This is a genomic window from Microbacterium resistens (assembly GCF_021172025.1).
Lineage (GTDB): Bacteria > Actinomycetota > Actinomycetes > Actinomycetales > Microbacteriaceae > Microbacterium > Microbacterium resistens.
Genome location: NZ_CP082781.1, coordinates 2534649 through 2555579, shown reverse-complemented (window position 1 = coordinate 2555579; position 20931 = coordinate 2534649). Strand labels below are relative to the sequence as shown.

Annotated in this window: 20 protein-coding genes; 15 read left to right on the top strand and 5 right to left on the bottom strand. The window is 71.8% G+C overall.

Annotated elements, in window-relative coordinates; genetic code table 11:
* Window positions 1-56: 56 nt before the first annotated feature.
* A complete protein-coding gene (locus K8F61_RS12090; protein WP_231819287.1) occupies window positions 57-1166 on the top strand; it encodes a DUF998 domain-containing protein in 1110 nt (369 codons plus the stop codon).
* Between the two features lie 263 nt (window positions 1167-1429).
* Here K8F61_RS12090 and K8F61_RS12085 read toward each other — a convergent pair whose 3' ends face one another.
* On the bottom strand, window positions 1430-3952 hold the full coding sequence (locus K8F61_RS12085; RefSeq protein WP_231819286.1) for a DEAD/DEAH box helicase: 2523 nt from the start codon (window positions 3950-3952) through the stop codon (window positions 1430-1432).
* A gap of 49 nt (window positions 3953-4001) precedes the next feature.
* Entirely contained in the window at window positions 4002-4355 is a 354-nt protein-coding gene (locus K8F61_RS12080) for a zinc ribbon domain-containing protein YjdM (RefSeq protein ID WP_067248002.1), read from the bottom strand.
* 62 nt (window positions 4356-4417) lie between these two features.
* On the opposite strand from K8F61_RS12080, the gene K8F61_RS12075 reads away from it, so the two are divergent.
* Window positions 4418-4780 (top strand): ArsR/SmtB family transcription factor, encoded by a 363-nt coding sequence (locus K8F61_RS12075; RefSeq protein ID WP_067247999.1) that lies wholly within the window; start codon window positions 4418-4420, stop codon window positions 4778-4780.
* Complete coding sequence (locus K8F61_RS12070) at window positions 4777-6405, top strand: SulP family inorganic anion transporter (RefSeq protein WP_231819285.1); 1629 nt, start codon at window positions 4777-4779, stop codon at window positions 6403-6405. The genes K8F61_RS12075 and K8F61_RS12070 overlap by 4 nt, the downstream gene beginning before the upstream one ends.
* A 138-nt stretch (window positions 6406-6543) precedes the next feature.
* On the opposite strand, the gene K8F61_RS12065 is transcribed toward K8F61_RS12070, so the two are convergent.
* Window positions 6544-7221, bottom strand: coding sequence for a DNA alkylation repair protein (locus K8F61_RS12065; RefSeq protein WP_067247993.1), 678 nt, complete (start codon window positions 7219-7221; stop codon window positions 6544-6546).
* 164 nt (window positions 7222-7385) lie between these two features.
* Between K8F61_RS12065 and K8F61_RS12060 the strand changes: the two genes are divergently transcribed.
* Genes K8F61_RS12060 through K8F61_RS12045 form a run of 4 tightly spaced genes read left to right on the top strand, consistent with a single transcriptional unit; the run spans window position 7386 to window position 10919 of the window.
* On the top strand, window positions 7386-9164 hold the full coding sequence (locus K8F61_RS12060; RefSeq protein WP_231819284.1) for a glycoside hydrolase family 35 protein: 1779 nt from the start codon (window positions 7386-7388) through the stop codon (window positions 9162-9164).
* A gap of 53 nt (window positions 9165-9217) precedes the next feature.
* Window positions 9218-9874 (top strand): hypothetical protein, encoded by a 657-nt coding sequence (locus K8F61_RS12055; RefSeq protein WP_231819283.1) that lies wholly within the window; start codon window positions 9218-9220, stop codon window positions 9872-9874.
* Entirely contained in the window at window positions 9871-10431 is a 561-nt protein-coding gene (locus K8F61_RS12050) for a hypothetical protein (RefSeq protein ID WP_231819282.1), read from the top strand. Before K8F61_RS12055 ends, K8F61_RS12050 begins: the two co-directional genes overlap by 4 nt.
* A complete protein-coding gene (locus tag K8F61_RS12045) occupies window positions 10428-10919 on the top strand; it encodes a hypothetical protein (RefSeq protein WP_231819281.1) in 492 nt (163 codons plus the stop codon). Before K8F61_RS12050 ends, K8F61_RS12045 begins: the two co-directional genes overlap by 4 nt.
* Here the strand turns inward: K8F61_RS12045 and K8F61_RS12040 are convergent.
* Window positions 10839-12092 carry a hypothetical protein gene (locus K8F61_RS12040; protein ID WP_231819280.1) on the bottom strand — a complete coding sequence of 418 codons (1254 nt, stop codon included), beginning with the start codon at window positions 12090-12092 and terminating at the stop codon, window positions 10839-10841. The genes K8F61_RS12045 and K8F61_RS12040 overlap by 81 nt on opposite strands.
* A gap of 139 nt (window positions 12093-12231) precedes the next feature.
* Here K8F61_RS12040 and K8F61_RS12035 point away from each other — a divergent pair, with 139 nt between their 5' ends.
* From K8F61_RS12035 to K8F61_RS12000, 8 genes are read left to right on the top strand one after another with little or no spacing between them, the layout of a single operon-like run.
* Window positions 12232-13413, top strand: coding sequence for an acyl-CoA dehydrogenase family protein (locus K8F61_RS12035; protein ID WP_231819279.1), 1182 nt, complete (start codon window positions 12232-12234; stop codon window positions 13411-13413).
* Window positions 13410-14537 carry an acyl-CoA dehydrogenase family protein gene (locus K8F61_RS12030; protein WP_231819278.1) on the top strand — a complete coding sequence of 376 codons (1128 nt, stop codon included), beginning with the start codon at window positions 13410-13412 and terminating at the stop codon, window positions 14535-14537. The genes K8F61_RS12035 and K8F61_RS12030 overlap by 4 nt, the downstream gene beginning before the upstream one ends.
* Window positions 14534-16033: an MFS transporter gene (locus K8F61_RS12025; RefSeq protein WP_231819277.1), complete on the top strand. Its 1500-nt coding sequence runs from the start codon at window positions 14534-14536 to the stop codon at window positions 16031-16033. The genes K8F61_RS12030 and K8F61_RS12025 overlap by 4 nt, the downstream gene beginning before the upstream one ends.
* On the top strand, window positions 16030-17715 hold the full coding sequence (locus K8F61_RS12020) for an AMP-binding protein (RefSeq protein WP_231819276.1): 1686 nt from the start codon (window positions 16030-16032) through the stop codon (window positions 17713-17715). The genes K8F61_RS12025 and K8F61_RS12020 overlap by 4 nt, the downstream gene beginning before the upstream one ends.
* A complete protein-coding gene (locus K8F61_RS12015; protein ID WP_231819275.1) occupies window positions 17712-18245 on the top strand; it encodes an FAS1-like dehydratase domain-containing protein in 534 nt (177 codons plus the stop codon). Before K8F61_RS12020 ends, K8F61_RS12015 begins: the two co-directional genes overlap by 4 nt.
* Window positions 18242-18661 carry a Zn-ribbon domain-containing OB-fold protein gene (locus tag K8F61_RS12010; RefSeq protein ID WP_231819274.1) on the top strand — a complete coding sequence of 140 codons (420 nt, stop codon included), beginning with the start codon at window positions 18242-18244 and terminating at the stop codon, window positions 18659-18661. The genes K8F61_RS12015 and K8F61_RS12010 overlap by 4 nt, the downstream gene beginning before the upstream one ends.
* Window positions 18658-19134 carry a MaoC/PaaZ C-terminal domain-containing protein gene (locus K8F61_RS12005; RefSeq protein ID WP_231819273.1) on the top strand — a complete coding sequence of 159 codons (477 nt, stop codon included), beginning with the start codon at window positions 18658-18660 and terminating at the stop codon, window positions 19132-19134. Before K8F61_RS12010 ends, K8F61_RS12005 begins: the two co-directional genes overlap by 4 nt.
* Window positions 19131-20318: a lipid-transfer protein gene (locus tag K8F61_RS12000; protein WP_231819272.1), complete on the top strand. Its 1188-nt coding sequence runs from the start codon at window positions 19131-19133 to the stop codon at window positions 20316-20318. The genes K8F61_RS12005 and K8F61_RS12000 overlap by 4 nt, the downstream gene beginning before the upstream one ends.
* Here K8F61_RS12000 and K8F61_RS11995 read toward each other — a convergent pair.
* Window positions 20315-20887 carry a TetR/AcrR family transcriptional regulator gene (locus tag K8F61_RS11995; RefSeq protein ID WP_231819271.1) on the bottom strand — a complete coding sequence of 191 codons (573 nt, stop codon included), beginning with the start codon at window positions 20885-20887 and terminating at the stop codon, window positions 20315-20317. The genes K8F61_RS12000 and K8F61_RS11995 overlap by 4 nt on opposite strands.
* Between the last annotated feature and the right edge of the window lie 44 nt (window positions 20888-20931).

The window sequence follows — 20931 nt, the reverse complement described above, 5'->3', positions numbered from 1 at the left end:
CCGGGCGCGCCGCGTCGAGGGCGTTCGGCGTCGGCGGTGCGTGCTTCGATGGCCGCATGGACGTGCAGGCGAGGCTCCGACGCGAGGGACAGGCGATCGTGGCGACGGCCGTCTCCTTCGTCGCGGCGGCGATCGTCGCGGTGCCGGTTCTTCAGGGCGCGCCTCGTCCGCTCAGCGGAGACGGGTCGCTGAGCACTCCCGCGGCCGTCATCGCCGGGGTGACGGCCGCGCTCGCCTTCGCGGTGAGTGCCGTGCGTCACCACCGCGGTGAGACCGCCGCCATGCCGCGCTGGCAGGCGACGGTGTCGAACGTGTCCGCCGTCGCCCTCGCCGTCGCGATCGGCGCGGTGACGGGCTACGCCGTCCTCCTCGCCGGGGCCGTGCTCGCGACGGGATTCCGCGGGCTCGAGCTCTCGCCGCTCGGCGGGGCTCTGCTCGTCGGAGCTGCCGCGGCCGCGGGCGGGCGTGCGGGGTTCCTCGCCGGCGTCGGGCTTCGGACGCGGGACCTGTCCGCGCTGCTGTTCGCGTTCCTCGCGATCGGGACGCTCTTCGCGATGTTGACGGCGTCGGACCCACGGTGGTGGGAGCGCAACTTCTCCCAGCTGGGGATCGGACCCGGCGGGTGGGCGTTCAACGGAACCCTGGTGGTCGCCGGTCTCCTCGTCGCCACGGTCGGTTCCTACATCGGCCGGGATCTGCACCGCCTTTGCGGAGACCCGGACATCGGGCGGATCGGCCGCACCGTGGTGCTGTGGGCGCTGGCGGGCGCGGCACTGGCGGGCACCGGCATCACGCCGCTGCCCGCCGAGATCGCGACGGCGTCGGCGGCGGACCCGCCGTCGGTCGGGGGCGCGACGGACGTCCGCACGATCGTGCACCTCGCGTTCGCCCTGGCCGCGCTCGTGCTGTTCGCCGCGGCAACGGTGCAGACCGTCCGGGTCCTGCCGCGGCGCCCACGGTACCTCGGCGTCACCCTGGGCGGGCTGCTCGTGGTCCTCACCGCGGGGATCCTGCTCTGGTGGCCCGTCGGCTTCGCCACCGCGACCGTCTTCGAGGGCATCGCCGTGGGTCTCGGGCTCCTCGGCATGACGACCATCGTGCGGGTGCTCGCGATCCTCGCCCCGGAGACCTCTCGCGTCTCGGCGCGCCCGCACCTGCGCGCCTGATCCCGAGTCCGCCGGGCGCCCATCCGTCGCAGCGCTCGCCGGTCGCAGCGCCCGCCGTGCGCAGCGATCGCCGTGCGCAGCGATCGCCGTGCGCGCGGAGTTCTGCGCTTGCGGCGGAGGGATCGCGGGGATGCGTCCGCGGGAGGGTGAGATCTCCGCGGGAGGGTGAGATCTCCGTGGGAGGGGGAGGACTCCGCGGAAACGACAGATCCCTGCAGCACCGTGCGCCGTGCGTGGGCGCCGTCCTCCGGCCGTTCGCTGACCTAGAGGCGGTCGACGGACGTCAGCGTCACGACGGCCTCGCCCGCCTCGTCCGAGGCGTCCAGGTCGACCTCCGCGGCGATCCCCCAGTCGTGGTCGCCCGCAGGATCGTCCAGGATCTGGCGGACGCGCCACCGGCGTCCGCCGTCCGTCTCGTCGATGAGGAGCAGCGTCGAACTGCGGGCGTCCGCACCGGTGAGGATCTCGTCGTGCTCGGCGAAGTAGCCGTCGAGCGCCGCGTCCCACGCCTCCGCTCCGAACTCCGGGTCCAGCGCCGCCAGGGCATCGACGTCCTCGCGCGCGGCGAGCTGGACGCGGCGGAACAGCTCGTTGCGCACGAGGATCCGGAAGGCCCGCAGATTCGTGGTCACCCGCTTCGGCGCCGGCGGCACGACGGGCCCGTCCTCGTGATCGACGGGGTGTCCCGCGACGAGCTCCTCCCACTCGTCGAGCAGCGACGAGTCGACCTGGCGGACCAGTTCGCCCAGCCACTCGATCAGGTCACGCAGATCCTCGGTCTTCAGGTGCTCCGGGATCGTCTGCGACGCCGCACGGTATGCGTCCGACAGGTAGCGCAGCACCACGCCCTCCGATCGGGCGACCTTGTACTGGGCGACATATTCCCCGAACGACATGGCCCGTTCGTACATGTCCCGCACCACGGACTTCGGGCGCAGGGCGAAGTCCCGGATCCATGGCTGCGCCGCGCTGAACGTCTCGAAGGCCGCTCCCAGCAGCTCCTCCAGCGGCTTCGGGTAGGTGATCTCCTCAAGCGCCTCCATGCGCTCGTCGTACTCCATCCCCTCCGCCTTCATCGCAGCGACGGCCTCTCCCCGGGCGAGGAACTCCTGCTGACTGAGCACGGCGCGCGGGTCGTCGAGCGTCGCCTCCACGATGGAGATCATGTCCAGGGCGAACGACGGCGCATCCGGATCCAGCAGCTCGAAGGCAGCCAGGGCGAACGGCGACAGCGGCTGGTTCAGCGCGAAGTTCGGCGGCAGGTCCACCGTGAGCCGGACGCTCGTGCGCCCGGTCTCCTCGTCGACGACCTGCTCCACGACGCCGGATTCGCGAAGCGTCCGGTAGATCCCGATCGCGCGGAGGGCGAGGATCCGCTGCCGCGAGCGGGGTTCATGGTTGTCGTATACCAGGGTGCGCATATTGGCGAACACGTCGCCCCCACGGCCGATCACGTTGAGGATCATGGCGCTCGTGATCTGCATGTGCGAGGTGAGCGTCTCGGGCTCGGCGGCGATGAGCTTCTGGAACGAGGGCTCGCCCCAGGAGACGAAGCCGTCGGGTGCCTTCTTGCGGATGATCTTCCGCTTCTTCTTGGGATCGTCGCCCGCCTTGCGGATCGCCGCCAGGTTTTCGGTCTCGTGCTCGGGAGCCTGGGCGATCACGGTGCCCGCCGTGTCGAAGCCCGCCCGTCCGGCGCGCCCGGCGATCTGGTGGAACTCGCGGGCGGTCAGATGACGCATCCGCGTGCCGTCGAACTTCGTCAGCGCCGTGAGCAGCACGGTGCGGATGGGGACGTTGATGCCGACGCCGAGCGTGTCGGTGCCGCAGATGACGCGCAGCAGCCCGCGCTGGGCGAGCTGCTCGACGAGGCGGCGGTACTTCGGCAGCATGCCGGCGTGGTGCACGCCGATCCCGAGCCGCAGCAGCCGCGAGAGCGTCTTGCCGAAGGACGTCGTGAAGCGGAACCCGCCGATGAGGTCCGCGATCTCGTCGCGCTGCTCGCGGGTGGCGATCTTTGCGCTGGCCAGGGCCTGGGCCCGCTCCATCGCGGCGGCCTGGGCGAAGTGCACGACGTAGACAGGGGCGCGGTCCGTATGCAGCAGATCGTCGATGGTCTCGTGGATCGGGGTCGTCTCGTAGGAGAAGTGCAGGGGGACCGGCCGCTCGACCCCGGTGACGACGGCCGTCTCGCGTCCCGTGCGGCGGGTGAGATCGGCGGCGAGGGCTGTGACGTCGCCGAGCGTCGCGGACATCAGCACGAACTGCGCCTGGGGGAGCGTGAGGAGCGGGACCTGCCAGGCCCAGCCGCGATCCGGGTCGCCGTAGAAGTGGAACTCGTCCATCACGACCTGGCCGACGTCGGCCTGCGGTCCCTCGCGCAGCGCCAGGTTCGCGAGGATCTCGGCCGTGCAGCACACGATCGGGGCGTCGGCGTTGACCGCCGAGTCTCCCGTCACCATCCCGACCTTCTCCGCGCCGAAGACGTCGACGAGGGCGAAGAACTTCTCGCTCACCAGCGCTTTGATCGGAGCGGTGTAGTAGGTCCGGCGTCCGTCGGCGAGCGCGGCGAAGTGCGCGGCGACCGCGACGAGCGACTTCCCCGTCCCGGTGGGGGTGGACAGGATGAGGTTCTGCCCGGAGACGATCTCGATGGCGGCCTCGTCCTGCGCGGGGTAGAGGCGGATGCCGGTGCTCTCGGCCCACTCCACGAAGGCGGCGTACACGGCGTCCGGATCCGGCGCGGTGCCGTCCGCCGGACCGAGCAGGGAGGGATCGAGAGACATGATGTCTCGATCCTTTCACGCGCGGTCCCTGCTGCCGCGACGTCGAGGCTCAGGCCTTCTTGACCAGGCCGGATTTCAGCAGCATCGCGCCGAAGCCGTCGACCCTGCCGTCGATGTCGTGGCCGTTGACCGGGTCGATGAGGCGGATCCCGCGTACTTTGGCGCCCTGTTTGATGCCTTGCGGAGACCCTTTGACCTTGATGCCGGTGGTCACGACGACGGTGTCGCCGTCGGCCAGCACATTTCCGACGGCATCCCTCACGACGCGCTCGACCGGGGCGTCGTCGGATGCGGCGTCGGACGGCGACCACTCGTGGCCGCACATCGGGCAGACGAGCAGCGCGCCCATCTCGTAGGCGTGCTCGCTGGAGCACCCGGGGCACAGGGGCAGCGTGTCGGACATGCGTCGATCGTATCGCGATATGATGAATTCATCAGACCAGCGCGGCCGGAGGGGGAGTCCGAATGCTCAGTGACCCGAACCGCCCGCTCTACGAGGTGAAGGCCGGGCTCTTCAAGGGGCTCGCGCACCCGATCCGCATCCGCATCCTCGAGGTTCTCTCAGCCGCTCCCGAAGTCTCCGTCTCCGAACTGCTCGACGTGATCGATCTCGAGGCCTCGCACGTCTCGCAGCACCTGGCCGTGCTGCGACGCAACCGTCTCGTCGTCTCCGAACGCCGCGGCAGTCTGGTCTACTACCGACTCGCCTACCCGCAGGTCGCCGACCTGCTGCGGGTCGCTCGCGCCCTGCTCGGCGAGATCCTGCGGACCACGCAGGAGCAGCTCGTCGAGCAGGGCGGATTGCCGGACATCCCGGTCCGGGCATGAACACCTGGTCCCTGCGGACGCTGCTGCCGTCCGCCTCCGACTACCGCGGCCTGCGACGCGCCTGGCGGGGCGATCTGCTCGCGGGCGTCACGGTCGGCATCGTCGCGCTGCCCCTCGCCCTCGCCTTCGGGGTGAGTTCGGGAGCGGGAGCCGAGAGCGGGCTGATCACGGCCATCGTCGCCGGCATCGTCGCCGCGGTGTTCGGCGGCTCGAACGTGCAGGTCTCCGGACCCACCGGCGCCATGGTCGTCGTCCTCGCGCCGATCCTCGCCACTCACGGCGCCGGCGCTCTCGCCGCCGTCTGCCTGTTCGCGGGAGCGATCGTGCTCGTCGCCGGGATGCTGCGCCTCGGCCGCGCCGTCGGGTACATCCCCTGGCCGGTGATCGAGGGATTCACCCTCGGCATCGCGGTGATCATCTTCCTGCAGCAGATCCCGACCGCCACCGGTACGGCACCGGGGGAGAGCACGAACGCGGTGGTCGCGGCGGTGCAGTCGCTGGCGTCCGCGTCATGGCCGAAGATCGGCTGGTCGCTGCTGCTGGTCGGGCTGATCGTCGTGATCATGCTGGTGTCACTGCGGCTGCATCCGCGGTTCCCGGGGTCGCTCCTCGCGATCGTCGTCGCGTCGCTCGTCGCCGGGATCGCCGGGCTGCCGGTCGACACCATCGGCGAGCTGCCCGCGGGACTCCCCGCTCCCGCCCTCCCCGCCGTCGATCCGGCCACCCTGCTCGCCCTCACCGGCCCTGCGGTCGCCGTCGCCGCGCTTGCCGCGATCGAGTCGCTGCTGTCGGCTCGGGTCGCCGCGACCCTCGCCGACACCGGCCCCTACGACGCCGACCGCGAGCTCGTCGGTCAGGGGCTCGCCTCGCTCGCCGCCGGCCTGTTCGGCGGCATGCCGGCCACCGGAGCGATCGCCCGCACCGCCGTGAACGTGCGCGCCGGCGCCCGCACCCGACTCGCCTCGACGACGCACGGCGTGCTGTTGCTCGTGATCGCCCTGGTCGGTGCGCCCGTGGTGGCGCACATCCCGCTCGCGGCACTCGCCGGCGTGCTGATGGTCACGGCCGGCCGCATGATCGCGCCCTCCACCGTGCGCATCGTTCTGCGCTCCACGCGCGCGGACGCGATCGTGTTCTGCCTCACCGCCGTGGTCACGGTCAGCATCGACCTCATCTACGCCGTGCTGATCGGCCTGCTCGCCGCGGGCTTCTTCGCCCTGCGTCAGCTCGCCCGCACCAGCGGCGTGCACCGCGAGGAGCTTCCCGGCGCCGCGCAGCCCGGTGACGAGCGCATCGCCGTGTTCCGCCTCGAGGGTGCACTCTTCTTCGGCGCCGCCGAGCGGATGCTCGAGCGCGTGGCGGCGTTGCGCGACATCGAGGTCGTCGTGATCCGGATGTCGCAGCTGCAGATCCTCGACGCCACCGGCGCCCAGGTGGTCAGCGAGCTCATCGTCTCGCTGGAACGCCGCGGCATCACGGTGCTGGTCAAGGGCATCCCGCCGCAGCATCTCCCGCTCGCCGAGCGCGTCGGCGTGCTCTCGTCGTTGCGGCATCAGAACCACCTCTTCGAGGACCTCGGCACGGCCGTCGCCCACGCGCGCAGTCACATCGGCCGCGCTGTCTGAGCGGCAGTTGACTGTCGAAACCCCCTCCTGCCGCCGAGACCCCCTCGGAAACACGCTTCTGGGAGGGGGTTTCGGCGCGGCGAGGGGGTTTCGACGGCAGGGAAGGCAGGGGAAACAGCAGGGGAGGGGAGGGGGAGGTCAGCCCTCGCGGCGGCGGACGATCTCCGCGATCCAGATCGGCGCGAAGGGAGACGTGCAGTTCGGCGGGGTCGGGTAGTCCGCCAGCACCTGGAGGCGCTCCCCGATCGCGATCGCGCGCTCGCGCCGGGAAGGGTGATGGATGCCGATCGTCGCCAGGGTCTCGTTCATGGCCCACTGCAGCCGTGCCGGTGCCTCCGTGAGCTCCGCCTCGATCGTGTCCAGCAGGGCGTCCAGATCCAGGCCCTCCGGCTTCTTCGCGACGCGATCGGTCGTGAGGGACCAGGCCGCGGCCCGGGCGTCCGCATCCTCGTCCGTCATCCACCGCTCACGCATCTCCTCGGCGTGCGGGGACTTCTTCGCGATGTAGTTGACGAACCAGTCGTGCGCCTTGGCGCTGTCCGTCGCGCGGACCATGGCGTCGAGGTCGTCGGGTCCGAACGAGCGGGGCCTGACGAGGAGGAGACCCAGGAGCTGCCCGGCGACGTCGCCCGACGCCCACAGCTCGCGACCCAGGGCGTCGTCCGTGCCGATCCGCTTGGCCAGTGCGCGCATCTTCGTGAGGTTCACGCCGTGGGCGTCGCCGTGCCGCTCGTTGACGGCGCGCGCCTTCGGGTCCTCGAGCGCGGCCAGCTCGGCGAGGACGGCGTCCAGAGTGGCGAGAGCGGGGTCCGGCATGGCTCCAGCGTACGTCGCGCGCGTGCCGTCCCCGCGACCGGATCGACGGGGGCGAGGCGCCGGTCGCGCGGGAGGGGATCAGGATTCGGTCGCGGCCTCCGCGTGCGCAGATGGTCCGCGGATGCAAGGATGGTGACGTCAACATCCCGGATGGAGAGCCGCCCATGACCACGCCGCACACGCCCGTCCTGACCTGGCGGGACGGAACGCTTCTCCGCGACGGGCGACCGCATCGGATGCTCGCCGGCTCCGTCCACTACTTCCGCGTCCATCCGGCGCAGTGGGAGGATCGCCTGCGCCGGCTCGCGGCGATGGGCGCCAACACCGTGGACACCTACGTGCCGTGGAACTTCCACGAGCGCGTCGAGGGGGAGCCCGACTTCGCCCAGTGGCGGGACGTCGAGCGCTTCGTCCTCCTGGCCGGGGAGATCGGGCTGGACGTCTTCCTGCGCCCGAGTCCGTACATCTGCGCCGAGTGGTCCAACGGCGGCATCCCGTTCTGGCTCAGCGGGCGGACGAGGGCGCTGCGCACGAGCGACCCGGCGTTCCTCGCCGCGGTCGACGCCTGGTACGACGCGCTGATCCCGCGCCTCGCGCCGCTGCAGGCGGCCCACGGCGGACCCGTCGTCGCGGTGCAGGTCGAGAACGAGTATGGATCCTTCGGCAGCGACGCCGCCTACCTCGCGCATCTGCGCGACGGACTGCGCGCCCGGGGGATCGTGGAGCTGTTGACGACCGCGGACGGCACGACTGCGGACATGGTCGCGCATGGCGGGGTGGACGGGGCGATGGGTTCCTTCACGTTCGGCACCGGGGTGGACAGGGCGGTGGCGCTGCGCCGCGGCGGCGAGGCGCTGCTGTGCGCCGAGCTGTGGGGCGGATGGTTCGACCACTGGGGCGAGCGGCACCACGTGCGGAGCGCAGAGAGCATGATGCCCACGGTCGACGCGCTCCTCGCGGCGGGCGGCTCGCTCAGCCTGTACATGGCCCACGGCGGCACGAACTTCGGCCTGTGGAACGGGGCGAACCACGACGGCGTGCTCCAGCCGACCGTCACGAGCTACGACTCGGACGCCCCGATCAGCGAGGACGGATCGCTGAACGCCAAGTTCCACGCGCTGCGGGCGGCGCTCGCTCGGTTCCACGAGGGCGAGCTGCCGCCGATCCCGGAGCCGCCCCGCCGCCAGGCGGCCGGCGAGGCGCCGCTGGAGCGGCGGCGGTCCGTCCTCGACCTCGTCGAAGCCCTGCCGGCCGCGCTCCTGTCGCCGATCCCGCGCACGTTCGAGGAGCTCGGCGCCGAGGACGGGATCGTCGCGTACGAGGCCGACGTGTCGTTCCCGGCGGAGGCATCCCTGGCGATCGACGGGCTGCACGACCGTGCGGTCGTCTTCCTCGACGGCGTCCGGCTCGGCACGCTCGCCCGCGACCGTGAGGAGACGCTCCCGCTGCCGGCCGAGGGCGGGACCGGGCGGCTCACGATCCTGGTCGAGAGCCTCGGGCGGATCAACTACGGCTCCCGCACGGGCGAGGGCAAGGGCATCCTGCGCGGCGTGCGGATCGGCCGCCGGCTCGTCCACGGCTGGACGCACCGGACCCTCCCGCAGGACGCGCCGGAGGTCGCTCCCGCCCCGGCAACCGCTCCCGCCCCGGTAGTGGCTGACCGTGGCGGCGTCGGGATCGCGGTGTTCGACCGCGGCGAGGACGAGATCGCCGACGCCTGGCTCGCGTTCCCCGGCGGCGTCCGCGGCATGGTGTGGCTGAACGGCTTCCTCCTCGGCCGCTACGACGCGCGCGGCCCGCAGGTCACGCTCTACGCGCCCGAGCCGCTGTGGCGCGCCGGCCGCAACGAGCTGCGGGTCCTGGATGCGGACGGTCTCGGCGCGACCGTGCAGATCCGGGAGGAGCCCGAGCTCGGTCCGGCCGAGGAGTTCATCGGCTCCTGAGGCGGCGCGGGCCGGCGCCCGGACTCCGCCGCGTGCCTGGCTAGGCTGGCCCCGTGCGAGGACCGGTGCGCAGCAGGGGGAGGGCGATCGCCCGTGACCTCTTACGCGCGCTGGTCTCGCGCTCGACGCTGCCGGTCGGGATCCTCTGTCTCGTCGCCCTCGCCGCGCTCGCCGCGTTCGTCCTCGCCGGAGGCTTGGCGCCCGCGGCGTCGCGGGCGGCGATCGTCTCGGCGGACACCGAGGTGCGCACGTCCCTGTTCGCGGTGACCGTCCTCGACGCGGAGCTGACGGACGAGGTCGAGGAGCCCGGCTTCGAGGCCGACCCCGGAGAGGAGCTCTTCGTCGTGACGCTCCGGCTGGAGAACCTCACGTCGAGACCGGCCGGGGTCGTGCAGTTCGTCGACCGCGTGACGTCGCGCCTGGTCGGCTCGTCGTCGCCGCTGCTGACACCGACGGGCGTCAGCCCGACGCGCGAGGCGCGCGCCTGGCGCACGGACGGCACGACGCGAAGCCCTGTCCTGCAGCCCCGGGTGCCGGCGGAGGTGCAGATCGCGTGGCCCGTGCCGGAGGGCTCGTTCGCCGACGGGGAGGCCGGACTGGACGTCTATGACGCCCGCGAGCGGGCGGGTCAGCTCATCCTCTCGGCGTCCGCGATCACCTGGCAGCGGACCGGGCAGGCGGCCCGGATCGACGTGGAGGTCGTGCCGTGAGGCGGGGCGCGGCGTGGGCGGCGGGGGCGGTGCTCGTGCTCGGGGCCGGTCTCCTGACCGCGGTGACGCCCTCCGTCGATTCCCTGTACGGACCGTTCCTCCGCCACGGCGGCGCCACCGACACGGTCACCTCGCGCACGTTGACCGCATCCGTCCTCGCGGCGTCATTCGCGGACGAGATCGTCTCCGCGGACGGCGAATGGTCGGCCGCGGGCAACTGGCTGGTCGTCGAGGTGGCGGCATCAGCGCCGACGACCGAGGAGGATGCGGAGATCCCGTTCGCCGCTCTGCACGTCGGCGGCCTGGTCGTCCACGCCAGCGAACGGCCTGAGGACTCCCTGTTGCGGACGCCGCTGCGCGTCGGGACCGACACCGTCGGCATCCTCGCGTTCGAGCTTCCGGAGGGGGCGCGTGGCGGTCGTGCCGAGCTGCGACTGACGACCGAGTACCTGACGCCGGAGCTCGATGACGTGATCGCGCTGGAGATCCCGCTCGACGCGGTCGCAGCGGTGCCGCGCGTCGAGCTGACCGAGCCGCGGGTGGTGGGGGCGCCATGACGTGGTGGCGGCGTCAGCGACGGGCGATCATCGGGCTGCTCCTCGCGATCGGCGCTGTCGTGGGCGTGCACGTGTGGCTGGACGTGATCCCCGCCGCCCCCAGGGTCTCCGTGCGGACGATCGTCGTCGACGAGCGCGCGGAGGTGCACGGCCACACCCTGTCGGTCGCCGCGAGCCGCTGGGGGGAGTTCGATGCGCCGCAGGGCTCGACGACGCTGACCGTGGTCCTCGACGCCCGGAGCGACGAGGGCGCCGAATCCTGTGGGACCTTCCGCCTCTCGGAGCGCGAAGGGAGTCGGCTCTGGCTCGACGCCGGCTCCGCCGTGGACGTGGACATCGACGACGAGGACACGGAGACCGGGTGTCGGGAGGGGAACGGCGGGTACCGCATCCTCACCGTGTTCCTGCTACCCGACGACGCCCGGGGGCCGTTCTGGCTCGACGTCCCCGTCGAGGACGAGGTCGCCCGCTTCCGCATCGATCCGTGAGTCGGTCGCGGGCGCGGTGCGAATGCCGACGCCGGCCTGGCGCCTGCCGACGACCGCGTCGAAGGCGGTCGCCACGAGGGCGACGCGCAGAGGCTCGGCGATGGCGGCGACGGCGACCAGCAGGAGCGGGAAGAACGCGGCCCAGAAGTTCGACTCGTGCCCGCCGACCGCCTGCAGCAGGGCACGGGTCCCGATCCGTTCCGCGGCCGCCCAGATCGCGTAGCCGGCGGCGAAGAGCCCGAACAGGAGCGGTCCGCCGCGCCAGATCGCCGCGAGCGCGGCCCAGAGATCCTCGAGACGTCGCAGCAGCGTGCGGGACAGCCCTCCCGCCGCTCCCCGCAGGGCTTCGGCCCGGCGGTGCAGCACGGAGGGGGTGGTGTCCAGGTCCGCGCCGAAGATCACACCGGCGACGGCGAGCCAGGCGGCGGGCACGATCACGGCCGCGGCGACGATGCCGACGAGCCACACCCCGCCCTCCCAGAGCGCGCCCAACGGGGGAACGGCCGCGGCGATCTGTGCGCCGATCCCCTCCAGCCACTGTGCGCCGGCGCGCCCGGAGAACCATGCGCGCACGCCGGACCACCACTGTCCGACGAGGGTGAAGAGCATGAACGTCCACAGCACCTCGGCGTACGCGGCGAGCACGAGGGCCCAGGAGGGGAGTCGGTCGCGGAATCGGTCCAGGACGAGTCGGAGCGCCAGCGCCGCCACGAGCACGAGGACGGGCAGGGGCCCGGCGGAGATGAGTCCTCCGCGGTCGCCGAGCGCCTCGTCCACGCCGTTGCCGGTCTGCGCGAAGGCCACCGAGCTGGCGACGGCGAAGAAGGCCCTGAGGTCGGCGTCCAGCATGCCCCAGGCGGCATAGAAGAGCGTGAACGGGAGGATCGCGCCGACCACGGAGCGCCCGAAGCTCCGATAGCCCGTGCCGGCGCCCTCCGCGAGGCTGTTCGGGAGGGACGACCGCACGGTCAGGTACATCGCGACGTACGAGACGAGCCGGGCCGCGACGGCCAGGGGGAGCAGCAGGAGCCCGCCGAGCGTCGTGTGGCCCCCGACGAACCCCGCGACCTGCACGAGGACCCGGTGCACGGCCTCGCCGCCGAGGTACCACGCCACGAGCGCCGGTGCGTGCCGGGCGAGGATCCGCCCGAACGTCCGCAGTGCCTGCCGCATGTGCCCACCGTAGCCGGTCGCTTCCTCGGAGACGGAGACTTCCCTGCGGACCGTTGACGACCTGCCGCCCGGTAGGTAGGTTATAAACCCGCGGGTAAAGACGACGGTTTCTGTCAACGACGACGAAAGGCGTGATGCGATGTTCCTTCATCTGTCCGACGAGCTCGGGGAGCTCCAGACACGGCTACGGGAGTACTTCGCGCAGCTGCTCACCCCGGAGGTGAGAGCGGGGCTGCGCGCCGAGGGCGAGGGCGGCGGACCCGTCCACGACCGGATCCGCCGCCGGATGGGCGCCGACGGCTGGCTCGGCCTCGGCTGGCCGGTCGAGTACGGCGGTCAGGGGCGAGGGGAGGCCGCGCAGTTCGTCTTCTTCACGGAGACCTACCGGGCCGAGGCGCCGATCCCGATGATCACCCTGACCACGGTGGGGCCGACGCTCATCGCGCACGGCACCCCGGCGCAGAAGGAGTACTTCCTTCCCCGGATCCTGGCGGGCGAGCTGGTCTTCGCGATCGGATACACCGAGCCGTCTGCGGGCACCGACCTCGCATCGTTGCGCACGCGGGCGGTGCGAGACGGCGACGAGTACGTGATCAACGGGAACAAGATCTTCACCTCCGGCGGAGACGGCGCCGACTGGATCTGGCTGGCGGCGCGGACCGATCCGGATGCCCCGAAGCACAAGGGCATCTCGCTGATCCTCGTGCCGACGACGTCCGCGGGCTTCTCCGTGACCCCGCTGCCCGTCGTCGGCGGACAGATCACGACTTCCACGTTCTACGACGACGTCCGCGTGCCGGTGTCGTCGCTCGTCGGCGAGGAGAACGGAGGCTGGCGGATGATCACGACACAGCTCAACCACGAGCGGGTCGGGCTGGCCGCGTTCTCCGGCATCTGCGAGGGGATGCTGGAGGACGTGCGTCTCTGGGCCGGAGCCCAGCGCACCTCGGACGGCGAGGCGCTGGCGGACCAGGGATGGGTCCGCACCCTGCTGGGCGAGGCGACCGCGAGGCTGCGGGCCATGAACCTCATGAACTGGCGCCTGGTCGGCAAGACCTCCGACGGCTCCATCACCCCCGGCGACGCCTCGGCGGCGAAGGTGTTCGCGACGGAGACCGTGGTCGCCGTCTACCGGCAACTGCTCGAGATCATGGGGCCGCGCGGATTGCGGGTCACCGACCGGCCGTGGCGGTTCGACTCGGGGAGGCTCGCGCTGATGAACCTCGCCGCGCAGATCAACACCTTCGGCGGCGGCGTCGCCGAGATCCAGCGGGAGATCGTCGCGTGGACGCGACTCGGCATGGCGAGGAGCGCGCGATGAGCGCGACGGCGACGGCGACGGCGCCGTGCATGGACTTCGGGCTCTCCGCGGACGAGGCCGGGCTCGTCGAGATCGCGTCCCGGCTCTTCGCCGACCAGAGCTCCGACGAGCGGCTCGTCGAGGTCGAGCGCTCGGGCGCGTCGCACGACGAGCGGCTCTGGGCGGCGGTCGCACAGAGCGGGATCCTCGAAGCCGTGCTTCCGGAGGCCGCGGGAGGCGCCGGGCTGGGCATCACCGGCCTCGCGCTCGTCCTGCGCGAGCAGGGCAGGCGCCTCGGACGGATCCCCCTGGCGACGACCGGGGTCGCGGCGCTCGCGATCGCTGCTCTCGGAGGGCCGGCGGGTGCGCTGGCCGGAATCCTGGACGGCACCGTCAGGGTCGCCGCGCTGCTGCCGGAGACCCGATCGGCGATCGCGGCCACACGACGCGGATCGGAGATCGTCCTCGACGGCGCCGTCGAGCTCGGGTATCTCGCCCCCTCCGCGACGCACCACCTCGTCTTCTTCCGCAGCGAGGGGAAGACGAACGTGGCGATGGTCCCGGCGGACCGCGACGGGGTCGACCGGGACGACTGGGTCGGGATCAGCGGACAGCGGCACGCCGCGGTCCGCTTCTCCGACGTCCGGGTCGCCGAGGACGAACTCATCGGCCCAACTGGGGATGCCGCGACCTGGATCCGTTCGAGGCTGCTCGTCGCCGCTGCCGCGCTCCAAGCCGGTGCGTGCCAGGAGGCCGTCCGCCGCACGGCGGCCTATGTCTCTGAGCGGGAGCAGTTCGGTCGGCCGCTGTCCACGAACCAGGGGGTGGCCATGCGCGCTGCGGACGCGTCCATCGACGCCGAGGCGATGGAGCTCACGATGCTCGACGCCGCGTTCCACCTGGACGAGGGCCGGAACGACGCCCGGGTGGCTCAGGGGCCGCTGATCGCCGCATGGTGGGCGAGGGAGGCGGGAGTCCGGGTCGTCCACGCCACGCAGCACCTCCACGGCGGCATGGGCGCCGACCTCGACAACCCGATCCACCGCTTCTTCACCTGGGTGCGGGAGCTGGACGTGCTGTGGGTCGCGGCGGAGGAGATCCGGCAGGAGCTGGGGCGCGTCGTCGCGGACGGGAGCGTCTCGTGAGCGCCGCGATCGATCGTCCCGGACCGGCGTTGAAGGCAGGGATCTTCGGCACCCTGGTCGCGCTCGTGATCGCCGAGGTGGTCGCGGCGTTCGAGACCACCATGGCGGTGCAGCTGCTCTACGCCCCGGGAGAGTTCTTCACGAAGGACCTCACCGCCCTGGCCTGGATCGTCACCGCCTACGCTCTCGTGGCGGCGCTCGCCACCGGGTTCGTCGGGCGCCTCGGCGATCAGTTCGGCCGTCGCAACGTGCTCATCGCCGTCCTGCTGCTGTCCCTCGTCGGCTCGGTCGTCAGCGCCGTCGCGCCCACGCTGGGAGTGCTCGTCGCAGGCCGCGCGCTGCAGGGCGTCAGCGGGGCTGTGCTTCCGCTGTGCATCGGCATCGTGCGGGCGGGGTTCCCGGCGCCGAAGGTCGCACTGGGCGTCGCCGTGGTCAGCACCTCGGCCCTGGTCGCCGGCGCTGGCGGTGGCCTTGTCGGCGGCCTCCTCCTCGACAACGCCAGCTGGCACTGGATCTTCTGGTCTGCGGCCATCCTCGCGGCGCTGGCCTCGGTGCTGGTCCTCGTCATGATCCACCCCGACCCGCGGAGCACGCTCGCCTCGTCCACGCGGATCGACTGGCTCGGCGGCCTGCTGTTCGGCGGCGGGATCGCGGCGGCGCTCTACGGCGCGACCAGGAGCAAGGAGGCCGGATGGTCCTCTCCGTCCGTGCTGGGCTTCGTCGCGCTCGGGATCGTCGCCGTCGTCCTCTGGTACCTCTGGGAGCGTCGCGTCGCCACCCCGATGATCGACGTGCGGATGTTCCAGGACAAGAAGTTCTCCCTGGGCATGTTCGCCACCGCGCTCATCGCCCTGGGCCCGATCGGGATGTCCACCGTGCTGACGTTCACGCTGTACCGCACGCCGAACACGATCGCCGGTCCCGACGGGGACATCGCGCTCCCGGTCGGACTCGGCCTCAGTGCGACGATGGCCGGTGTCCTGGGATTCCTGACCTCCGGTGTCGCCTTCGGGCTGGCGCCGATCATCGGTCGTGTCAGCGAGCGGTTCGGCGCCCGGGTCGGACTGATGACGGGGGCGGGTCTGACGACCGTCGGCCAGCTCGTGATCGTCTCCGCGCCCACCTCGATGCCCGTGGTGGTGACCGGGTTCGTCATCAGCGTGCTCGGGACGGGCTTCCTCTACTCCGGGATGCCGACCGTGATCGTCGAGTGCGTGCCGGCCGAGCTGACCTCGACCGCCACGGGGATGAACGCCGTCGTCCGCACCACGTTCCAGGCCGTCTCCTCGTCCCTCGTGGCGATTCTGCTCACGACCGCTCCGGTGCTCGTCGGCGACAGCTCCTTCGTCTCCCGGACCGGTCTCACCCTCGTGGTCGGCGTCTGCGTCGCCACCTGCGTGCTCACCGTCCTGGTCGTGTCGCGCATCCCTCGCGGGCCGGCGTCCCCGCCGCGCGTCGCCGATCCGAACCGATCCGTCACCGAGGAGACACGATGAACACCATCCTGACGACGCGCGACGCCCTCGATCGCCGCGCGGACGACGACCACGTCGGCCTGATGTTCGAGGACCGGTCGTGGACCTGGGCTCAGGTGGTGGCGGAGTGCCGCCGGCGCGCGCACCTGCTGCGGAGCATGCATGACGAGGGGCGGCCGTTCCACGTCGGAGTGATGCTGGAGAACGAGCCCGAGTACCTCTTCATGATCGGCGCCGCGGCCTACGCGGCGGCGACCGTCGTGGGCGTGAATCTCACCCGGCGCGGCGAGGAGCTTGCCCGGGACATCCGGTTCACCGACGTCGAGATCCTCGTCACGACCTCCGCGCTCCTCGCCCATCTCGACGGCGTGGACGTGGGGATCGATCCGTCGAGGATCCTCCTCGTCGACGAGGCGTCCTATGCCGGGCTCCTCGCCGGGCACGGGGACGAGCGGCCGGACGTCCCCGCGGCGGGCGATCCGACGACGCAGCTGCTGCTGATGTTCACCTCGGGCTCGACCGGGGCGCCCAAGGCGGTCGTCTGCTCGACCGGTCGGATGGCCCGCACGATCGCGATCGGGCACATGGGAGTGACGCGCGACGACGTGCCGTACAACTGCATGCCGCTGTTCCACGGCAACGCCCTGTTCGCCTGCTGGGCGCCGGCGGTGAACGTCGGCGCGGCGTTCGCCATGGCCCGTCGCTTCTCCGCATCCCGGTTCGTCGACGATCTGCGGAGGTTCGGGGTGACGTACTTCAACTACGTCGGCCGGGCGCTCGCCTACATCCTGGCGCAACCGGAACGGGAGGACGAGCGGCACACCGCCCTTCGCGCTTGCTTCGGCACGGAGGCGTCGGAGACGGACCGGCGCGAGTTCCACCGTCGGTTCGGTGTATGGCCGACCGAGTCCTACGGTTCCAGCGAGGGCGGGCTCGCGATCATGCGCACGCCGGACACGCCCGCCGAGGCGCTGGGCCTTCCTCCTACGGGCATGCCGGCGGTGGTGATGGACCGGGAGACGCTGACCGAATGCCCGCGCGTGGTGTTCGACGAGCACGGCCTTCCGCGCAACGAGGAGGAGGCGACCGGCGAGCTGGCGAACCTCATGGGCGCCCGCAGCTTCGAGGGGTACTACAAGAACCCGGAGGCGTTCGCCGAGCGCGTGCACGGCGACATCTTCTTCAGCGGCGACCTGGGCTACCGGGACGAGGCGGGGTACTTCTACTTCGCCGGACGCGGCAGCGACCGCCTCCGCGTCGACAGCGAGAACTTCTCCGCGGGACCCGTCGAACGGATCCTCGGGCGGTTCGACGGGGTCGATCTCGCCCTCGTCTACGCCGTCGCCGACGAGCGCACCGGGGACCAGGTGATGGCGGCGCTGCAGATGCGCGACCCGTGCGTCTTCGACGCCGATCGCTTCGCCCTGTTCCTGTCCGAACAGCCCGATCTCGGGACGAAGTGGGCTCCCCGCTACGTGCGACTGGTCACCGAGGTGCCCGTCACGGCGACGGGCAAGGTGGACAAGCCACGGCTGCGCAAGAACGGCTGGGATGTGGAGGATCCCGTCTACTACCGGCCGGCGGCGGCCCTCGACTACGTGCTTCTCGACGACGCCCTGCGTGCGGCGATCGCGCAGCGGTTCGCGCGGAGCGAGCGGCGGCATCTGCTGCCGACCGGGTCGGTGCGGGTGGCGGCGTCATGACCGCGGATCCCCTCAACGTCATCCGCGGGCTCATCGAGCGGCGGAGCGAACGCGTGAGCATCGCGCGCGACGCCGTGAACGTGCCCATGATCCATCACCTGTGCGACGCGGTCGGGGACCGGGATCCGCGCTGCCTCGACAGGGAGGTCGCGCGCGCGGCCGGCTACCCCGACGTGATCGCTCCGGCGTCCTCGCTGCAGGTCTGGAACATGGCCAACCCCGGCGAGGCGCGGACGGCGAGCGCCGTCGAGGCGGCGTACGCGGCACTGGCCGACGGCGGGTACTCCGCCGTCGTGGCCGTGAACTGCGACCAGGAGTACGACCGTGCCCTCGTGCCGGGGGATCTCCTCACGGCGCATGAGCGGATCGAGTCCGTCGCCGGGCCGAAGCGCACGGGGCTGGGTGAGGGGTTCTTCCTCACGACCGTCACCCGTTACACCGACCAGCACGGCGAGCAGGTGGGCACCATGCGGTTCCGCACGCTGTGGTATCGACCGGTCCCGCAGGCGGACAGGACGGAGGACCGATGATGGGGGCGATCCGTCGTCCGAGACCCGTGGTGAACCGGGACAATGCGTTCCACTTCGACGCGCTCCGTGCAGGACGGCTCGTCGTCCAGCAGTGCGACGGATGCGGAGAACTGCGTCACCCGCCCGTGCCCGTGTGCCCGCAGTGCCACAGCCTGGCCTGGCATGGCGAGCAGATGTCCGGCCGCGGGTGCGTGTTCAGCTACGTGGTGATGCACCACCCGGTCGTCCCGCCGTTCGAGCCGGGCTACGTGGTGGCACTCGTCGAGCTCGAGGAGGGGCCGAGGATCGTGATGAACCTCGAGGGAATCGGATCCGACCGGGTCGGGATCGGGCTGCCGGTGCTCGTCCGCCCCGAGCGGGTGGATGACGAGCAGATCCTCCCGGTGGCGCGACCACGGGGAAAGGAGACGTCATGACCCCGTCCCCGTCCCTCTCGGCGAGCCGTCCCGACCTGTCGGTCGGGACGGCGCTGCCGGAGCTGGCCGTCCCGGTGACCGCGACCCTCGTGGTCGCCGGCGCCATCGCCACGCGCGACTTCCAGACCGTCCATCACGACCGCGACGCGGCGACGGCGGGCGGCGTGCCGGACATCTTCATGAACATCCTGACCACGAACGCGCTGGTGAACCGGTACGTCTGCGCCTGGGCGGGCCTGTCCGGCCGGGTCACGCGCATCGACATCCGGCTGGGAGCCCCGTGCTTCCCGGGGGACGTCCTCGTGTTCAGCGGGGAGGTGACGGACTGCTCCGGCGATCGCGTCCGCCTCGCGGTGGCGGGCCGCCACGGCCGCGGCGCACATGTGACGGGCGCCGTCGAGCTGGTCTTCTCCGACGGAGAGCCGAGAACCGGAGAGCCGAGAGTCCGAGAACAGGGAGAGGAGCGGTCATGAGCGCCATCGTGGACCGGGCGGCGATCGTCGGGATCGGGGCGACGGAGTTCTCGAAGGACTCCGGAAGGTCGGAGCTGCAGCTCGCCCTGGAGGCGAGCCTGGCCGCCTGTGCCGACGCCGGCGTCGAACCGAGATCGATCGACGGCATGGTGACGTACTCCCTCGACACCTCGCCGGTCATCGAGGTGGCGCGCGGGCTCGGTTGCGAGCGGCTGGACTACTTCAGCCTCGTCGACTTCGGTGGGGGCGCGGCCGCGGGCACCATCGCCCACGCAGCCATGGCGGTCGCGACGGGGCAGGCGACGACCGTGCTGTGCTACCGCGCGTTCAACGAACGCTCGGGGCGCCGCTTCGGGCAGGCGGTGAAGCAGGACGGCGCCGATCCGGATGCGCGTGCGGCCCACTTCTCCTGGTACCTCCCCTCGGGACTGCTCACCCCCGCGTCCTGGGTCGCCATGTTCGCGCAGCGGTACGCCTTCGTGTCCGGGGCGACGAGCGAGGACTTCGGCCGCGTCGCGGTCTCCTCGCGGGCGTACGCGGCGACCAACCCGCGAGCCTGGTTCTTCGAGCGCCCGATCACGCTGGAGGAGCATCAGGCCTCCCGGTGGATCGCCGAGCCGCTGCACCTGCTGGACTGCTGCCAGGAGTCCGACGGCGGGCAGGCGTTCATCGTCACCACCCGCGAGCGTGCGCGGGACCTGGCCGGCGATGCGGTCGTGATCCGTTCGGCCCACCAGGGCGCCGGGTACGACCAGCACCTCATGACGAGCTATTACCGCGGCGACGGCGACCGCATCATGCCGGAGATGGGGAACGTCGCCGCGCGGCTGTGGGCGGACACGGGGCTGACGGCCGCGGACATCGACACGGCGGTGCTCTACGACCACTTCACGCCGTTCGTGCTCACTCAGCTGGAGGAGTTCGGCTTCTGCGCGCGGGGCGAGGCGAAGGAGTTCGTCCGCGACGGCCACATCGACCCGGGCGGGCTGCTCCCGCTCAACACCCACGGCGGCCAGCTCGGCGAGGCGTACATCCATGGCATGAACGGGATCGCCGAGGGCGTTCGACAGGTGCGCGGCACCGCGGTGAACGGGGTTCCGGATGTGCGGAACGTCCTCGTCAGCGCGGGGACCGGGGTGCCGACCAGCGCACTCGTCCTCGGCGCGGAGGACGGATGCGGCTAGACCGGAGCCGGGCCGTCCAGCAGCCGATGCGCGACCTCCAGCGCCAGCGCCTGTCGCCGGGCGACGGGGAGGTCGGCGAGCACCAGGCGCTCCTCCGTGAACACGAGCTCGCGATGGATGATGTCCATCGCGAGGAGCGCTCGCACCCGCTCCTCGTCGGTGGCGTCGGGCGGCGTCGCCAGGTCGATGGTGCGGTCCCGGTGGCGGCGAATCCGCGGGTCCGCGCTGAGCGCGTTCTGTGCCCAGGGCCGACTGGCGATCACCGCCACGGCGCGGGGGTGCGCGCGCAGCACCGCGACGTAGGCAGCGAGGAAGCGCCGGCGCTCCTCGGGATCGTCGAAGTGCTCGGGGGTCTCCTCCAGGAGGGCGTCGATGTCGTCCAGCAGCGGGCTCACGAGCGCCTGCAGCATGCTCTCCTTGCTGGGGTAGTGGTAGTAGAGCGACGCCTTCGTGATGCCGACCTCCTTCGCGATCAGGCTCAGCGGGGACTCGCCGTACCCCCGGGTGACGAACAGGTCGGCCGCCACGTCGAGGATGCGTTCCGCCGTGCGGGGAGCGTTCGGTGGCATGGGGTTCCTTTCGGGGCCGGCGTGCGTGCCCACCCATGGTAGGA

Coding starts and splice junctions, on each gene's coding strand:
- K8F61_RS12090 (WP_231819287.1), top strand. CDS start 57: ATGGACGTGCAGGCGAGGCTCCGACGCGAGGGACAGGCGATCGTGGCG.
- K8F61_RS12085 (WP_231819286.1), bottom strand. CDS start 3,952: ATGTCTCTCGATCCCTCCCTGCTCGGTCCGGCGGACGGCACCGCGCCG.
- K8F61_RS12080 (WP_067248002.1), bottom strand. CDS start 4,355: ATGTCCGACACGCTGCCCCTGTGCCCCGGGTGCTCCAGCGAGCACGCC.
- K8F61_RS12075 (WP_067247999.1), top strand. CDS start 4,418: ATGCTCAGTGACCCGAACCGCCCGCTCTACGAGGTGAAGGCCGGGCTC.
- K8F61_RS12070 (WP_231819285.1), top strand. CDS start 4,777: ATGAACACCTGGTCCCTGCGGACGCTGCTGCCGTCCGCCTCCGACTAC.
- K8F61_RS12065 (WP_067247993.1), bottom strand. CDS start 7,221: ATGCCGGACCCCGCTCTCGCCACTCTGGACGCCGTCCTCGCCGAGCTG.
- K8F61_RS12060 (WP_231819284.1), top strand. CDS start 7,386: ATGACCACGCCGCACACGCCCGTCCTGACCTGGCGGGACGGAACGCTT.
- K8F61_RS12045 (WP_231819281.1), top strand. CDS start 10,428: ATGACGTGGTGGCGGCGTCAGCGACGGGCGATCATCGGGCTGCTCCTC.
- K8F61_RS12040 (WP_231819280.1), bottom strand. CDS start 12,092: ATGCGGCAGGCACTGCGGACGTTCGGGCGGATCCTCGCCCGGCACGCA.
- K8F61_RS12035 (WP_231819279.1), top strand. CDS start 12,232: ATGTTCCTTCATCTGTCCGACGAGCTCGGGGAGCTCCAGACACGGCTA.
- K8F61_RS12030 (WP_231819278.1), top strand. CDS start 13,410: ATGAGCGCGACGGCGACGGCGACGGCGCCGTGCATGGACTTCGGGCTC.
- K8F61_RS12020 (WP_231819276.1), top strand. CDS start 16,030: ATGAACACCATCCTGACGACGCGCGACGCCCTCGATCGCCGCGCGGAC.
- K8F61_RS12015 (WP_231819275.1), top strand. CDS start 17,712: ATGACCGCGGATCCCCTCAACGTCATCCGCGGGCTCATCGAGCGGCGG.
- K8F61_RS12010 (WP_231819274.1), top strand. CDS start 18,242: ATGATGGGGGCGATCCGTCGTCCGAGACCCGTGGTGAACCGGGACAAT.
- K8F61_RS12005 (WP_231819273.1), top strand. CDS start 18,658: ATGACCCCGTCCCCGTCCCTCTCGGCGAGCCGTCCCGACCTGTCGGTC.
- K8F61_RS12000 (WP_231819272.1), top strand. CDS start 19,131: ATGAGCGCCATCGTGGACCGGGCGGCGATCGTCGGGATCGGGGCGACG.
- K8F61_RS11995 (WP_231819271.1), bottom strand. CDS start 20,887: ATGCCACCGAACGCTCCCCGCACGGCGGAACGCATCCTCGACGTGGCG.